This window comes from Haloarcula sp. R1-2, from assembly GCF_011627385.1.
GTDB lineage: Archaea > Halobacteriota > Halobacteria > Halobacteriales > Haloarculaceae > Haloarcula > Haloarcula marismortui.
On record NZ_JAANTG010000002.1, the window covers coordinates 651257 to 666854 of the forward strand.

Annotated in this window: 18 protein-coding genes and 1 pseudogene; 11 read left to right on the forward strand and 8 right to left on the reverse strand. The window is 63.3% G+C overall.

The window, feature by feature from the left end:
• The first annotated feature begins 4 nt into the window (after positions 1-4).
• From G9C82_RS11495 to G9C82_RS11510, 4 genes are all read left to right on the forward strand, one after another.
• The gene (locus G9C82_RS11495; RefSeq protein ID WP_127014154.1) at positions 5-889 is read left to right on the forward strand and encodes an NAD(P)H-binding protein; all 885 of its coding nucleotides are present in this window, start codon (positions 5-7) and stop codon (positions 887-889) included.
• Between the two features lie 60 nt (positions 890-949).
• A complete protein-coding gene (locus tag G9C82_RS11500; RefSeq protein ID WP_127014155.1) occupies positions 950-1852 on the forward strand; it encodes an NAD(P)-dependent oxidoreductase in 903 nt (300 codons plus the stop codon).
• Between the two features lie 112 nt (positions 1853-1964).
• Positions 1965-3359: a selenium-binding family protein gene (locus G9C82_RS11505; RefSeq protein ID WP_127014156.1), complete on the forward strand. Its 1395-nt coding sequence runs from the start codon at positions 1965-1967 to the stop codon at positions 3357-3359.
• 22 nt (positions 3360-3381) lie between these two features.
• Positions 3382-3699 carry a 2Fe-2S iron-sulfur cluster-binding protein gene (locus G9C82_RS11510; RefSeq protein WP_007189301.1) on the forward strand — a complete coding sequence of 106 codons (318 nt, stop codon included), beginning with the start codon at positions 3382-3384 and terminating at the stop codon, positions 3697-3699.
• Positions 3700-3709: 10 nt separating this feature from the next.
• On the opposite strand, the gene G9C82_RS11515 is transcribed toward G9C82_RS11510, so the two are convergent.
• Positions 3710-3946 carry a hypothetical protein gene (locus G9C82_RS11515; RefSeq protein WP_004958673.1) on the reverse strand — a complete coding sequence of 79 codons (237 nt, stop codon included), beginning with the start codon at positions 3944-3946 and terminating at the stop codon, positions 3710-3712.
• A 38-nt stretch (positions 3947-3984) separates the two neighbouring features.
• Complete coding sequence (locus G9C82_RS11520; protein ID WP_127014157.1) at positions 3985-5052, reverse strand: zinc-dependent alcohol dehydrogenase family protein; 1068 nt, start codon at positions 5050-5052, stop codon at positions 3985-3987.
• 111 nt (positions 5053-5163) lie between these two features.
• Between G9C82_RS11520 and G9C82_RS11525 the strand changes: the two genes are divergently transcribed.
• Positions 5164-5496, forward strand: coding sequence for a hypothetical protein (locus G9C82_RS11525; protein WP_127014158.1), 333 nt, complete (start codon positions 5164-5166; stop codon positions 5494-5496).
• Between the two features lie 62 nt (positions 5497-5558).
• Positions 5559-6887: a M28 family peptidase gene (locus G9C82_RS11530; RefSeq protein WP_127014159.1), complete on the forward strand. Its 1329-nt coding sequence runs from the start codon at positions 5559-5561 to the stop codon at positions 6885-6887.
• Between the two features lie 465 nt (positions 6888-7352).
• Here the strand turns inward: G9C82_RS11530 and G9C82_RS11535 are convergent, their stop codons facing one another.
• Both G9C82_RS11535 and G9C82_RS11540 read right to left on the reverse strand, forming a co-directional pair.
• Entirely contained in the window at positions 7353-8042 is a 690-nt protein-coding gene (locus G9C82_RS11535; protein WP_127014160.1) for a hypothetical protein, read from the reverse strand.
• 102 nt (positions 8043-8144) lie between these two features.
• Positions 8145-8519: a response regulator gene (locus G9C82_RS11540; RefSeq protein ID WP_127014161.1), complete on the reverse strand. Its 375-nt coding sequence runs from the start codon at positions 8517-8519 to the stop codon at positions 8145-8147.
• A 141-nt stretch (positions 8520-8660) separates the two neighbouring features.
• On the opposite strand from G9C82_RS11540, the gene G9C82_RS11545 reads away from it, so the two are divergent.
• From G9C82_RS11545 to queC, 4 genes are all read left to right on the forward strand, one after another.
• Positions 8661-8951, forward strand: coding sequence for a hypothetical protein (locus G9C82_RS11545; protein ID WP_127014162.1), 291 nt, complete (start codon positions 8661-8663; stop codon positions 8949-8951).
• Between the two features lie 231 nt (positions 8952-9182).
• On the forward strand, positions 9183-9632 hold the full coding sequence (locus G9C82_RS11550; RefSeq protein ID WP_127014163.1) for a 6-pyruvoyl tetrahydropterin synthase family protein: 450 nt from the start codon (positions 9183-9185) through the stop codon (positions 9630-9632).
• The gene (locus tag G9C82_RS11555) at positions 9632-10414 is read left to right on the forward strand and encodes a 7-carboxy-7-deazaguanine synthase QueE (protein ID WP_127014164.1); all 783 of its coding nucleotides are present in this window, start codon (positions 9632-9634) and stop codon (positions 10412-10414) included. The genes G9C82_RS11550 and G9C82_RS11555 overlap by 1 nt, the downstream gene beginning before the upstream one ends.
• Positions 10415-10433: 19 nt before the next feature.
• Positions 10434-11132, forward strand: coding sequence for a 7-cyano-7-deazaguanine synthase QueC (gene queC / locus G9C82_RS11560; RefSeq protein WP_127014165.1), 699 nt, complete (start codon positions 10434-10436; stop codon positions 11130-11132).
• Positions 11133-11161: 29 nt separating this feature from the next.
• On the opposite strand, the gene G9C82_RS11565 is transcribed toward queC, so the two are convergent.
• The 4 genes and pseudogenes from G9C82_RS11565 to G9C82_RS11580 form a co-directional block, all read right to left on the reverse strand.
• Positions 11162-11545, reverse strand: a complete 384-nt coding sequence (locus G9C82_RS11565; RefSeq protein ID WP_007189293.1) for a methylglyoxal synthase — start codon at positions 11543-11545, stop codon at positions 11162-11164.
• 58 nt (positions 11546-11603) lie between these two features.
• Complete coding sequence (locus tag G9C82_RS11570) at positions 11604-11882, reverse strand: HalOD1 output domain-containing protein (protein ID WP_007189292.1); 279 nt, start codon at positions 11880-11882, stop codon at positions 11604-11606.
• 224 nt (positions 11883-12106) lie between these two features.
• Complete coding sequence (locus tag G9C82_RS11575; protein ID WP_127014166.1) at positions 12107-12766, reverse strand: helix-turn-helix domain-containing protein; 660 nt, start codon at positions 12764-12766, stop codon at positions 12107-12109.
• Positions 12767-12988: 222 nt separating this feature from the next.
• A pseudogene (locus tag G9C82_RS11580) lies at positions 12989-13471 on the reverse strand (deoxyuridine 5'-triphosphate nucleotidohydrolase); the annotation flags it as partial.
• Between the two features lie 141 nt (positions 13472-13612).
• Between G9C82_RS11580 and G9C82_RS11585 the strand changes: the two are divergent.
• Positions 13613-15586: an aconitate hydratase gene (locus G9C82_RS11585; protein WP_004958634.1), complete on the forward strand. Its 1974-nt coding sequence runs from the start codon at positions 13613-13615 to the stop codon at positions 15584-15586.
• Positions 15587-15598 lie beyond the last annotated feature (12 nt).

Below are 15598 nucleotides of genomic sequence, written 5' to 3' on the forward strand. Positions count from 1 at the left end.
ACACATGCGTGTGCTCGTTATGGGTGCGACCGGATTCATTGGACGGCGACTGGTTCGTGCCCTGGACGACGCAGGCCACGATGTGGTGGCGTTCTCCCGGAGCGCGAGCGAAGAGTCCTTTCCCGAGGGGGTTGAACCGTTTGAGGGCGACCTCGGCGAACCGGACTCTCTTGATGGCCTCTGTGATGATATCGATGTCGCGTATTATCTTATCCATTCGCTCACCTCCGAGAACTTTGCCGAGTTAGACCGTCGCTACGCCCGTCGGTTCGCGGACTCCGCGTCGGCTGCGGGCGTCGACAGAGTTGTCTATCTCAGCGGCATCAGCGGCGACGAGGAGAATCTCTCGCCACATCTGGCGTCGCGGCGCGAAGTCGAATCGGTGCTGGCGGAGGGGTCGTTCGACCTGACAGTGCTCCGGGCGGCGGTCATCATCGGCCCGGAGAGCGCGAGCTTCCGGATCGTCGACGACCTGACCGACCGCCTGCCGCTGATGCTCGTTCCCAAGTGGGTCCGAACGCCGTGTCAGCCCATCGGCGTCGACGACGCTATCAGCTACCTCGTGGAGTTACTCGATGCCGACGAGACCCGTGGCGAGACCTACGACATCGGCGGGCCATCGGTGTGGTCCTACGAGTCGCTGCTGAAACTTACCGCCGCCGAGAAGGGCAAGCGGGTGTTTATTGTTCCCGTGCCAGTGATGACGCCGGGCCTGTCCTCGCACTGGCTTCGATTCACGACAGACGTACAGTACGCCATCGCTCGGCCGCTGGCCGAGAGTATGCGGAACCCTGTCACGGTCGACCCGGAAATGGACCTGCAGGATGCCGTGCCAATCCACCAGACGCCGATCAAGGACGCCGTTCGGAAGGCGCTTGCTGGGGCGTGACGACTGGCGGCGACGTGTTCCGGCGGAACCCCTTTGGGCCTGTCTGCTGCATACCCTCGCATGCCTGAATCGGTCGCCGTCACCGGTGGCAACGGCCGCATTGGCAAGCACGTCCTCGACCATCTGACCACAGCCGGGTATCGAACGGTCAACCTCTCCCGTGGCAAGTGCGACGAGGCACACTCGGACGCGTACATCAAGACGGACCTGCTCGATGCGGGCGAGGTGTACGGTGCACTCGCAAAGAGCGATGCCGACACTGTCGTCCACCTCGGAATGATTCCCACGCCCGACCAGACGCCGGGATACCGGACCTACGAGAGCAACGTCATGTCCAGCTATCATGTGTTGGAGGCCGCTGGCGAACTGGGAATCGACACGGTTGCGCTGGCGTCGAGTTTCAGCGTTATTGGCGGCGGGTTCGAACCGGACCTGATAACAGTCGACTACCTCCCGATTGACGAGGACCACCGACTCACGCCATCGAACCCGTATGCAATGGGGAAGCAGACACTGGAGATCGCCGCCGACGGGTTCGCTCGCCGGAGTACGGACGCGCCGGAGACCATCACATCCCTTCGGTTCCCGTGGGTCGTTGACGATGACCTGGCTCAGGAGACGTTTGTCGAGGCCGACCGTACCCTCGCCGGACTTCGGAACTCTGACCATTTCCACACCCAGCGCAACACGCTCTGTGGCTATGTCCACGTCACAGACGCCGTTGCGCTCGTTGAGGCAGCCATCGAGGCGTCGTTCGCCGGCCACGAGCGGCTCTGGGTATCGGCTCCGGACACCAGCGCTGAGACACCGAGCGCTGAACTCGCGGCGGAGCTGTACTCCGACGCTGACTACCGGGGCCAAACGGGCGACGACGGAAGCCCCTACACGGCGCTCATTGACACGACGAAAGCTGAGCGGCTGCTTGGCTGGGAACCGACCTGGAGCTGGCGACAACTGGCGTGAAGCCAGCGGTGGTCCGTCCATCGCTCCGGACACCACCATTACCGCGACGCATATAGCGGCTGTTTCAGCCGGAACACGTTGCTAAAATGTAATGTGTCTGTAACTAACACGCATGAGTGATGCAGAGCAGCCAGCCGAGAGCGAGACACACGACCACCATGACCACGATCACGAGGGGCCGGGCTATGCCACTCCGCAGGCCGCCATCGAGGCGGCCGAGCCCGAACGAACCGCGTACGTGATGGGCCTGCACGTTGGTCAGGATGTCGACGCGCCGGACTTTCTGGCTGTCGTTGACCTCGACCCCGACTCCGACACCTACAGCGAAATAATCAATCGGGTCCAGATGCCGAACAAGGGCGATGAACTCCACCACTTCGGGTGGAACGCCTGTTCCTCCTCGTGTCATATGGACGGGCTGGAGCGCCGGCATCTCGTCATTCCTGGTCAGCGGTCCTCGCGCATCCACATCGTCGACACAAAGGAGCGCCGCGACCCCGAACTGACGAAAGTCATCGAACCGAAACAGGTGTACGACCACGACCTCTCCGCGCCCCATACCGTCCACTGCATCCCCGACGGTGAGATCCTCATCTCCATGCTCGGCGATGCTGACGGCGACCTCCCCGGTGGATTCCTCGAATTGAACGACGACTTCGAGGTAGAGGGTCGGTGGGACCCGCCCGGCGAGATCGAGATGAACTACGACTACTGGTATCAGCCCCGCCAGAACGTGATGCTGTCGACGGAGTGGGCGGCCCCGAAAACCTACTACCCCGGTTTCGATCTGGACGATGTCAAGGACGGGAAGTACGGCCAGCGGCTCAACTTCTGGGACTGGGAAGACGGTGTCATCGAGCAGACCATCGACCTTGGCGAGGACGGCCTGATTCCGCTGGAAGCCCGCTTTTTGCACACGCCCGAGAGCACCCACGGCTACGTTGGCGCGGCGCTGTCCTCGAATATCATTCATTTCCACGAGTCAGACGGGAGATACCACGCCGAGCCGGTCATCGAGTTCGACGACCGCGAGCACGAAGGCTGGGACATGCCGGTGCCAGCACTGGTGACGGATATCCTCATTTCGATGGACGACCGCTACCTCTTCGGGTCGAGCTGGCTCCACGGGGAGGTGTGGATGTACGACATCTCGGACCCCTCCAACCCCCGAAAGGCGGATTCCATCTCTATTGGCGGCTACTTCGGCGACATCGAACAGGTTCAGGGTCGTGATATCGTCGCGGGTCCGCAGATGCTCCAGCTTTCGCTCGACGGCGAGCGGCTGTACTGGACGACCTCACTGTTTTCCTCGTGGGACAACCAGTTCTTCCCCGAGGAAGCCGAGAACGGGTCGGTGATGCTCAAAGCCGATGTGGACCCGCGAACGGGAACGATGTCGCTGGATCGGGATTTCCTTGTGGACTTCGGCGACCTCCCCGAAGGCCCTGCTCGTGCCCACGAGATTCGGTGGCCCGACGGGGACTGCACCAGCGACGTGTGGCAATGAAGACGACGCGACTGGCCAGCCGATGACCGAGGTCCTGCTGGACTGGCGGGACAGTGAGCGCACCGAGACGATTGCGGTGCCGGACGGTGAGACGATACTCGATGCCGCGGCAGCCGCGGATATCGGGCTGCCCTTTGGCTGTCGGACTGGCGCCTGTGGGACCTGTACTGCTCGGTTGCTGTCCGGCGATGTGGTCCATCACCGCCCGCCGCGGGCGCTCAAGGACCGGCATCTGGCGGACGGCTACGTCCTGCTCTGTATCGCCGAGCCGACGACCGACACGCATCTCGCTGTCGGTGCAACGGTGCAAGCAGAACTGGTCCCGAACCCCTGGAAGTGACGGGGGCCGCTCAGGCCCGGTGCTGGCCTGACAGCGCCTGCTGGAGTACCTGCCCCAGAAACCCGATAGCCGGGACGACGAACACCGTCGCGTGCACCCAGGCGTCGTAGGTGATATTGCCCGGCTTGGTCACGAGAAAGAGGCCGTAGAGGACGAGCATCACGAGAACCCACAGGACGGTGATGACCAGAAACGGGACGGCGTCCCGGACTGGGTTGACGACAGCGTCACGCAGTATGTCGGACATGCTTGGGTGGTCAGGCTGAAGCGCGAAAAGCGTACCCGCTACCGACCGAACTCTGTCACCAGTTCGATGCCGTCGGTTCCGTAGTCGGTCATCGCCGCCAGCCGCTCCGAAACCGCCTCTAGCGCGACTCGGCGAGTGACGAGCGCACCGGGGTCGAGTGGCCCGTCAGCGACCAGTCGGAGGAGTTCGTCGTACCGCGACGGCGGCATCCCGCGAGAGCCGAGCACGTCGATGTCCCAGCGGGTAATCCAGTCGGTCGGCAGCGCCACCTCGCCGCGCTCGGCGTTGGTCGTCAGCCCGACCTGAACGTGTGTCCCCCGTGGGCGGAGGCTCCGAACGCTGTTTTGACAGGTCTCGGCTCGGCCCAGCGCATCGACGGACACCTCCGCGCCGCCGTCCGTTTCGCCCTCGATGGCCGCCGGCACGTCCTCGACAGCGCTGGCGTCGACAACGGTGCTTGCGCCCGCGTCACGGGCCATCGCCAGCGGCTCGTCCCGGATGTCGACGGCGATGACGCTCGCACCCAGTGCCGACGCGATCTGGACGGCTGCCAGCCCGAGGCCGCCACAGCCATGCACCGCGACGCGGTCCCCGGCGGCGATATCGGCCCGATGGGCCAGTGCGTGGAACGCTGTGACGTATCGACAGCCAAGCGCCGCCGCGGCGTCGAAGCTGACGCCGTCGGGTAGCCCCACGAGGTTGTAGTCGGCCTGCGGGACGGCGACCTGCTCGGCAAACGCGCCCGGCGCATCGGATTCGAAGCCCAGCGCCCACCCGTCTGTACAGACGTTGCCGTGACCGTTCCGGCAGTAGCCACAGGTCCCGTCGCCGAGGTTGAACGGCACGACGACGCGGTCGCCGACCGACACTGTCGTCACCTGGTTGCCCGTTGCGGTGACGCGACCCGCCGGTTCGTGACCCAGCACCTGCCCCATCGGCACGCCGTCGTCGGCCCAGTCGCCGTGGCCCTGCCAGGCGTGCCAGTCGCTCCGACAGATCCCACACGCCTCGACCGCGACGACGGCCCCGTCCGGGTTCGGCGTCGGCGGGTCACGGTCCCGGACGGCCAGCGGTTCGCCGTACGCCTCAAGCACTGCCGCGCGCATAGGGCTGCTTCGCGCGGCCCGGATAAAATACCGAGGACGGCAACCCCGGACTGCTGAGCGGCCAGTTACCGGGAGCCGATCTTATGTAGCCCTGCAGCCAACTGTCCGGGTATGACCCTCCTCCCGGTTGTCGTCGCCCTGTTCGTGTCGCCAGCGGTCACCGCGCTGGTGTACGTCGACGCCACGCGGCGCGACCTGTCCAAGCGGTACTGCACTGTCGCCGCCTTCGCTGTCGGCCTCGCCAGTTTCGGCGGGTTCCTCGCCGCGAGTGCTCTCGGTAGTGGGCTCCTTTCGGCGTCCTATCGCCTCTTGAACCAGCCGGTCATAGCCGTCACGCCGCTTGATTTGCTTCTTTCCTTGCTCTGCTTCGGCCTCGCTGTCACTGCACTGGCTGTTCTTGGATATGGACTCACCAGTCGATACGGCCCGCTCGCGTCGTCGTAACCGCCGCCGATTTCGGCTCGGGGACCCCCAATTTCAAAGCCGGCACGGCCCCACCGAGACGTATGGACGATACTGACTGGATCGGAGAAACGTTCACCAGCACGGTCGGGTGGGACCACTTGGAGACGCTGGTCGACATCGGGAACCGGATGGCGGGCAGCGGCGGCGAACGGGCGGCCGCAGAAGCGACCCGAGACGCGCTGGCGGCGTACGCCCGCGACGCTCGGCTCTCTGAGTTCGGGATACAGGGCTGGGAGCGGGGCGACAGCGCCGTCCACGCCGGCGGGTCGCCGGTCGCGACACAGGCCCACGAGTGCATCGCCCTCCCGCGGTCGCCGGCCGGCGAGGTGACCGGCGAACTGGTCGATGTCGGTCACGGTCTCCCAGAGGATTTCGAAGACGCTGACTGCGAGGGCCAGATAGTGCTGGCCCGCTCGGACGTGCCCGACTGGTACGACCGGTATATCCACCGGCGGGAAAAGTACTACCACGCTGTCGAGGCGGGAGCCGCGGGGTTCATCTACCGTAACCACGTCGACGGCGTGCTGCCACCGACCGGGAGCGTCGGCACCGCGGACGCACCAATCGGCGAGATTCCGGCTATCGGCGTCGCAAGCGAGACGGGCGCACGGCTGGCTCGCCGATACGCCGGGGAAAACGTCACCCTCAGCGTCGACTGCGAGACCCCCAAGGCGACGAGCCAGAACGTCCACGCCGAACTGGGACCGGACACGGACGAGCGACTGCTGGTGACCAGCCACGCCGACGCCCACGACATCGCGGAAGGGGCGATGGACAACGGGGCCGGGACGGCGATGGTCGTTGAGGTGGCCCGCGCGCTGGCCGGCCGCGAGGACGAACTGGCGACGCGCGTGGAGTTCGTCGCCTTCGGTGCCGAGGAGGTCGGACTTGTCGGCTCGAATCGGCTGGCCGGCGAAACTACCCTCGACGACGTAACGGCCGTGCTCAACTTCGACGGCGTCGTTCAGGGTCGCACGTTGAAGTGTTACACCCACGGCTTCGACGCACTTACCGCCGCTGCCGAGGACGTGGCTGACCGCCTTGACCACCCCATTTCGCTCACGCCGGAGCAAGGCCCCCATAGCGACCACTGGCCGTTCGTGCAGCGGGGCGTCCCCGGCTATCACGTGACCAGCGAAACCGGCGGCGAGGGACGTGGCTGGGGCCACACCCACGCCGATACGCTGGACAAACTGGAACCCCGGACGTTCCGCGAACAGGCCGTCCTTCTAACCGAACTTGCTGTGGCGCTTGCGGACGACTCTGCACGGCCTGCTCACAAAGACCCCGCGGAGATCGCCAATGCGCTCGAAGCACAGAACCTCGCCGAAGGGATGCGGATTACAGGAGATTGGCCTTTCGGCGATTGACGCGACGCCGCCCGCTTCACCGCCACGTTCGACTCCCGTGACCTGTGCCAAAGAATTACCAGATTTCTAGTATTTTCGACCCCACCTGCGTTCCGGCGTTCTAGTCGCTGACGGCGGACTATAATGATTTACTCAGTATAGAAGTAACATATTCCGTAGGTTATTTACCATATGGGTACATGGAAATCGATGGCAGGTCGATTGGTCTACGTACTGAAGCCCGCATGTGAACGCTGTCACCGGCGTTCGCTGCCAAGCTCCCATGCTATTCGGTCTCGCGGAGTCCGAGACCGAGCCGACGTGAGTAAACCATCCCTGCCGTCGTCAGTCAACACCAACACCAATACCTGACGCGACGGCCGTCCACGTGCCAAGGCGGCCGTCGTGTCCACTTTCGGACTGAACTTCTGAGGAACACCAGCCGGGAGCGCGTACTGTAGAAACCGACATCCGGCGACGAGGGTTCTATGACTCGTACGCCTGTTCTACGTCAGCCTTCGCCGACGGAATGACCTGTTGTTCAGCCCGTCGCATCGACCGCAATGCCTCGTCGGTGAACTCGACATCGAGCGTGGGGAGGGCCCGTGCGAGACCGCCCAGCACCTCGCCGGGGTCGATGCTTAGTTCGAAGGCGAAGGCGTTCTGGTCCTCCTGTAGTGGGACGGAGAACTCGAAGTGTGTCTGGACAATATCCGTCGCCATCTCCTGGTCGTATGCGTCGGTGACAGCAGTCCAGAAGTCGTCGCTGTCGGCGGCCACCAGCGGTTCGAGGTCATCGCCAAACGACTGCTGGCGGGCCAGCAGTCGCTCCCGAATCCGGTCTCGTCGGTCGCCACGGACGGTGTCCCGGAGCGCGTCCCAGTAGATGTCCCGGGCCAGCACTTCGTCAGCATAGGTGTCGAACGCCGCGTCAGTGGCGGCGTAATCGAGCACCGGCTCCAGCTGGTCGAGTATCTGTTGCTGGTAGGACTGGAGTTTCGGCCGGATGACGTGGCGCTCTAGTGGGCGGCTGTTGTTCAGCAGTTTGCCCGCAACGCGGCCTCCGCTCCCGTTTGACCCGCGTAGCACGGCTGCCACGTCAAACGCCGCGTACGTCTCGTCGACGAACTGCGAGAGGTAACGTTCGAACTCTCGTTCGACGGCACGTCGTGTCACACCCGACTCTGTGGGCTGCAGTGACCTATCCCTTACGCCGATGTTCGCCACCGATAGTCCCTCGCAACATGGGCCACCGCTGCCGACTGCCGTGTTTCGAGGTCACTCCCGGCCTGCACGGACTACCACGGAGACCCGATTGGCCACGATATTCATCTCTCCGACAATGTTGTCTTTGTGCACGAAATCGGTTACACCGGCCTCCAGCGCCTCGGCCGCAATCGATTTCAGTTCGGTCGTTGTCAGCAGGAGAACCGGCAGTGAGCCGGGTAGATCCCTGGCCAGCGCAATACCAGTTTCATCCGGCAGGTCGTAGTTCGTTACGACACAGTCGACCTCGTTCTGGGCAACGTGTCGTGCTGCTTCACGGGCAGTCGAAACGACAGCGACGGCGAAATTGTAGCCCCGAAGTGCGTCCTGTAGTTGTGTCCCGAGAAAATCGCTGTCTTCGACCAACAACAGCCGATCGGTCGTCATAGTACACGCTAGGGACAGGACAGATTAAAACCACCGTCAGTGCATTTCGGAAGCAATCATAACTGTCGTCTGGGGCTTGTGCCGCGTTTTCCGCTGTGCATTCAACACGACCGTTATCACTGTGTATACCTAACAGCGTCTGTGTCCAGAGATCTGCCCAGCGACGTACACGCGGTGCTGACACAACTCGCTGAAGAGGGAGAGACGGCGATCAGCGGCGCGGAGTTCGATACGGCTCGGCAGACGGTTGCGACGGTCGAGACGGTCAGCCGGAACAAACTCCCGGAGTGTGAGTTGCGCTCGCAGTTGCTCCACGGCTGTGAGCAAGTGTACACCGCGCTCGATACCGACGATCCCGACGCTGCCGCCGAGTATCTCCAAGCGATGAACCGACGACTTGCGGCCGTTGACGACGGAACAATCTCTGAGTAATCTGGCACCCATACTAAGACGCGGAACCGGCTTTGGAGATTGCTGAGCACCATCCTGCGGTGAACGCTGTCCGATTAGCTACTGTCTATTTGCTCTCGATGCGCGTCCGCCACTGCACGCATACTGTCGGAGGATGACTACTGAAGTCCCTTCCATCTCAGTTCCGTGTTACCGAGACACTTGCGGGCCAGTTCCCGTGAGAGTTAAGCCACCGACCGATAATACCGTGATATGTCTCAGCGACTATCGAAGGCCGATAACACACTCGCCGACGCTGGCGAACGCGAACTCGTCGTCGGCGGTGACCGGCCGCTCCGGATCTCTGCGGGCCATCGATTGCTCCATCACGACGGGAAATGCTCGCGCCCGCACGGACACAACTACGAAGTAACCGTCCGCGTCACCGGCGAACTCACCGGTGAGGGGTGGGTCGTCGACAAGGGCGAGATTACGGACGTAATCGACGAGTGGGACCACCGCTTCCTGCTTGAGGCCGGCGACCCACTGGTCGAGGCCTTTGACGCCAGCGGCGACGGCGACGCCGTGGTCGTCCTCGACCATCCGCCGACAGCCGAGGTCATGGCGGCGATACTGGAACAGCGCCTCGCCGACCGCCTCCCCGAGACCGTGTCGGATGTCGCCGTCTCCGTTCGGGAGACAAGCGAACTCTGTATCCGCTGATGCCGGTCGCAAACGACGCGCCCGGGGTCGATATCGAGGGGACCGACGCCGACGCAGAGTCGGGTGACCTCCCCATCAACGAACTGTTCCAGTCCCTTCAGGGCGAGGGCCGACTGGCGGGCGTCCCGAGCGTGTTCGTCCGGACCAGCGGCTGTAACCTGCGGTGCTGGTTCTGTGACTCCTATCACACCTCGTGGGAGCCGACCCATGACTGGTTTACCGTCGATGACGTGCTCGCGGCTATCGAGGAGTACGACGCCAACCACGTCGTCCTGACCGGCGGCGAACCGCTCATTCACGATTCGAGCGAGGACTTGCTGGCGCGGCTGGCCGACCGGGGGTATCACACGACGGTCGAGACCAACGGGACCGTCGTCCCGGACGCCCCTATCGACCTCGCCAGTGTCAGCCCGAAACTGGCCTCCAGCACGCCGACGGCCGACCGCGACCCCGACGGTGACGGCGAGTGGGCGGACCGCCACGACGAGCGCCGGCTCGACGTGCCGACGCTGGCCGAACTCGTCGAAACCTACGACACGCAACTGAAGTTCGTCGTCACAGGGCGCGAGGATATGGCCGAAATCGAGCGCCTCCTCAAGCGACTCCGCGACGCCGCGTCGACCCGCGTGCGTGACGACGACGTGCTGCTGATGCCGGAAGGACAGACGCGCGACCAACTCGAAGCGACCCGGGAGACGGTCGCTGACCTTGCGCTGGAGCACGGCTACCGATACACGCCGCGACTCCACGTCGACCTCTGGAACGACGCACCGGGCACCTGACTGACCTGACCGACAACAGATGACTGATGACACCCGCGCTGTCGTGCTCGCCTCAGGCGGCATGGACAGCGCCACGGCGGCCTACGAAGCACAGACCCGCGGCTACGACCACCTGTACCTGCTGCATACGAGCTACGGGCAAAACACCGAGGACCGGGAGTACGAGTGTGCCAGCGCGCTGGCCGACCACGTCGACGCGGCTGACTTCCTCCACGTCGAAACCGGCCACCTCACTCAGATCGGCGCGTCGTCGCTGACCGACGACTCGATGGACGTAGCGGACGCCGACACCGACAGCGACGAGATTCCGACCTCGTACGTCCCGTTCCGGAACGCGAACCTCCTCTCGATGGCGGTCTCCTACGCCGAGGCCAACGACTGCGGAGCCGTCTTCATCGGCGCACACAGTGAGGATTTCTCGGGATATCCGGACTGTCGGCCCGCCTTCTTTGACGCCTTTCAGGGCGTCATCGACGCCGGAACGAAGCCCGACACCGACATCGCCCTCGTCGCGCCCTTCGTCGAGTGGTCCAAGACCGACATCGCCAAGCGCGGCGTCGAACTCGGCGTCCCCTACGCGGACACCTGGAGTTGCTACCGGGACGACGAACCGGCCTGTGGGACCTGTGACGCCTGTGCGTTCCGGCTCGAAGCCTTCCAGCGAATCGGGGAACGGGACCCCATCGAGTACGCGGAGCGACCGACGTACGCTGAGTAAGTAGATTGTAGGCGGTGTCGACTGCAGAACTAGTCGTCGGCTCTGTCCTGTGCCAGCCCTTCGAGGATGTATTCTGCAGAGGCCCGCGTCGTCGCCAGCGGCACGTCGTGAACGTCACAGATGCGCAGGAGCGCCGAGATGTCCGGCTCGTGGGGCTGTGCCGTCAGCGGGTCCCGGAGGAAGACGATGCCGTCCATCCGGCCCTCAGCGACTTCTGCGCCGATCTGTGTGTCGCCGCCCATCGGCCCGCTCTCCTTGCGTTCGACTGTGAGGTCGGTCTCTGCCATGATGCGCTTGCTCGTCGTGCCGGTCCCGACGAGGTCAAACTCCGAAAGCGTTGCTTCGTAACTCTGTGCCAGGTCGATCATCTCGGGCTTCTCGTCGTCGTGTGCGATGAGTGCGATGCGGGTCATACCTGTGGCTCTCGGGCCACCGTCTTATGTCATTTGGACGGGGACGTGTCAGCGCCCGTTACCCGTCGACAGAAACCTCACCGTCAGCCGTTATCGTCACGTCGTGTCCTTCGACAGTGAACGTCAGCGACTCCGTCGTCCTCTCCCCGACGACCGCACGGAGTGACTCGCTGTTGACGTATGTATCCAGCTCGTCAATATCATCTGCATCCAGATCTGTCGCTTCAACTACCGCATCGGCAATAACATCTTCTGCGGGTTCGGGGCTCACCCAGTCGTCGGACCCCTCCGTGGCCCGGTTTCGCAGCATATACACAGTCCCCTCGTTCGAGCTCATATCCTACCATACGCTCCCTTCTCTTATAACAGCGGATGAGCAGTTTCACTGTCTGAAGTAACCGGCGTGCCGATGACAGACCAGACGCTACGTCACGCACTGTCAGCTCAAACGACGCAAAACACAGCTATTCGGCAATCTGTCGCCCCCAGACCCGGTTCTCACAGCGGGTCAGCGTCCCACCACCCTCGCTTTTCACCAGCCGGAAGCCGTTCCTGGTCCGATTACTCCGGCGGTGAGCCGACAAGCGGCCGTTCAGGGGCCGCCAGCGTGTTCTGTACCAGCGTTCGCGTCCCCCGCCGGAGCCGCTCTGAAGCGGCCTGACTGGAGATACCGAGCTCCGCGGCGAGGTCCGAGAGGGACGACTCCCGCGGGACGGTGAAGTACCCACGATTGAGCGCGAGCAACAGCACTTCTCGCTGTGGGTCCGTCACGCCGAACTGTGGGGAGGCTTCCGTGTCGTCAGTGATGGTCTGAATGTCGATGTTGATATCACTGGCCACGAGTGTGTCACGGAACGACAGTACGGAACTCTTCTCGGGGAACCGGGCTCGAAACACCCAGTCATCGCCGGTCTGTGCGGCACCGAGCAGGAACCCGTCCGCGTTTAATAACGATTCTCCGATCGTGTCGATTGTCGTATCAGTTGTATGCAGGGTATACCAGTGACCCTCTCCTTCTGCCGCTACATGGGCATAGTCGGTGATACTCTCGTCCTGGGCCAGATTCGCTTCGATGGCGGGCCGTTCGACGGGGCCAATCCAGGCGACGGCACGGCAGTCGCCGCTCTCGCAGTGAAGTCGCTGTATCCGTATCGCTGCTTTACTCAGCGTTTCAGCTGTTCGCTGCAAGAGGGGGGCATCGATGTGAAATTCTACTATCATGTCTCACTGTCACGCAGCAACGATGATAAACCCCGGTCAGACAGTTGTCGTACCTGAAAACGGTGCTTGTGTAATTTCCGGGTACTGAAGGCTAACGGCAGTGTGGACCGGGGTATAGTTGCTTCAAGCACCAATCGATAGCACTCAGGAAATCCACTTAAATTCACAGCATGGCCTACCATGTCTCGGACGATGAGACACGTCTGGGACTGCGATTACATCTCAGAGATTTTCACCCTGATACGACCCTTCGTACGTCCCTTCGTGAGCGGCGTCAGCGAGCACGAGTTGTGCGATCCGCGCGCCCTGTTCGAGTTCGATTGGGTGGTGGACCTCCAGTAGCCCCTCGCCTCGCCCCTCGTAACCGGCATCCCAGACAGCCGTATCAAGCATGCAGGAGTTGCGGAGCAACGACGACCGCGGGAGGAGAAAGCCGATGTGGCCATCCGGAATGACGACCCGGTCGGCGTACTCGACGATGTAGCCGCCCCGGTCGAGGTGATAGACACCGTCGTCGGGCTCAACTTCCTGTCGCTCGCCGACAGTTTTGTCGCCGCGTTCGATGCGCCCCGGCTCGACCTGTTCGTAGAGTGCACCGAGCGTAAGGTCGACGCCGTTCGGTTGCACCTGCGAGTCTCTCAGGTCGCCGAGAGCATCAGCGACGAACCGCCCACTCTTGAACATACGCGGTTCTGTGCGAGTGTCGTGGAAAGACCTGCCGGTCTGGTCGACCGCTGTCCCGGCCTGTTGACTCGCTTCTGAGTGACCGACGGCACGGATTTTTATATGAAAAATACGACGGAATACGCGGGATTTATACCGCCGCGCCATCCATTGACGCACGTTATGGGACAGACGCTTACGGAAAAAATTCTCGACGACCATCTCGTCGAAGGGGAGCTAACACCCGGAGAAGAGATCGGGATCGAGATCGATCAGGTGCTGACACAGGACACGACCGGGACACTCGTCTGGCTGCAGTTCGAAGCGCTGGGCCTCGAAGAGGTTCAGACGGAACTGGCCGCCCAGTACTGTGACCACCAGACCTATCAGTTCGACTTTAAGAATACCGACGACCACCGCTTCCTCCGCTCTGCGGCAGGCACGTTCGGGGCCCATTTCTCGCGCCCCGGCAACGGTATCTGTCACAACGTCCACAAGGAGAACTTCGCTGCACCCGGCAAGACGATGCTCGGGTCCGACTCCCACACACCGACCCCCGGCGGCCTCGGCGAGCTCGCTATCGGGTCCGGTGGCCTCGACGTCGCCGTCGCGATGGGTGGCGGCGCCTACTACATTGAGATGCCGGAAGTCGTCAACGTCCGCCTCGAAGGCGAACTGCCCGAATGGGCGACTGCCAAGGACGTCATCTTGGAGCTGCTCCGCCGGCTGTCGGTCAAGGGCGGCGTCGGCAAGGTGCTGGAATACACCGGTCCCGGCGTCGAGACGCTGACCGTCCCCGAGCGGACCACCATCACCAACATGGGGACCGAGCTCGGTGCCACCTCGTCGATTTTCCCGACGGACGACCAGACCAAGGACTACCTCGAACGCCTCGGCCGCGAGGATGTCTTCGAGGACATCGGCCCCGACGAGGATGCCGAGTACGCCGACGAAATCGTCGTCGACCTCTCGGACCTCGAACCGCTCATCGCCGAGCCGTCCATGCCTGACAACGTCGTGCCGGTCTCCGAGGTCGAGGGCGTCGACGTTGAGCAGGTCATGATCGGTTCCTGTACGAACGGCGCCTACGAGGACATCCTCCCGGCCGCGAAGATGCTGGAAGGGCGCAACATCGACAAGAAGACCGAGATGATCGTCGCCCCCGGCTCCAAGCAGGCCTCCGAGATGCTGGCCCGCGAGGGCTGGACCGCGGAGATGATGGCCGCTGGCGTCAACTTCTCCGAGGCGACGTGTGGTGCCTGTATCGGCATCGGTCACGTCCCGGCCTCCGACTCCGTCTCCCTGCGGACGTTCAACCGCAACTTCGAGGGTCGCTCCGGTATCGAGGACGACAACGTCTACCTCTGCTCGCCGGAAGTCGCCACCGCGGCGGCCATCAAAGGCGAAATCGTTGACCCGCGAGACCTCGCCGACGAACTCGGCGACCTCGAGGCACCCGGTCTGGAGATGCCCGACCAGTACATCGGCAACTCCGAATCGGACCTCATCGCGCCGGACAACGCCGTCGACGACGAACTCATCAAGGGCCCGAACATCGGCGACGTGCCGCTGAAGGACCCGCTTGAGACCGAAGTCGGTGGTGAAGCCCTCCTGAAGATGGAGGACAACATCACGACGGACCACATCATCCCGGCCACACAGGACATCCTGATGTACCGGTCGAACGTCCCGAAGCTCTCCGAGTTCACGCTCTCGCGCGTCGACGACACGTTCGCGGAGCGCGCACTCGAAGCAGACGGCGGCGTACTCGTCGCTGGCGAGAACTACGGTCAGGGGTCCTCGCGTGAACACGCGGCCCTGTGCCCGATGTACCTGGGTATCGAGACCGTTCTTGCACAGAGCTTCGCCCGCATCCACAAGGCGAACCTGTTCAACTTCGGTATCGTCCCGCTCACCATCGACGAGGAGACCTACGAGAAGATCGAGGAAGGCGACGACATCGAAGTCGTTGACGACGCGGCCGAGGCCGTCAAGTCCGGCCAGACGGAGTTCACCATCCGCGTGAACGACGACTGGGAAGCGACTGGCCAGCTTGACGCCTCCGAGCGCGAACGCGAGATCCTCGCCGCCGGTGGCAAACTCTCGCACACGAAGCAGCAGCACGACGACGGCGGCGCTGCACCTGCTGACGACTAACGTGAGGTCGCG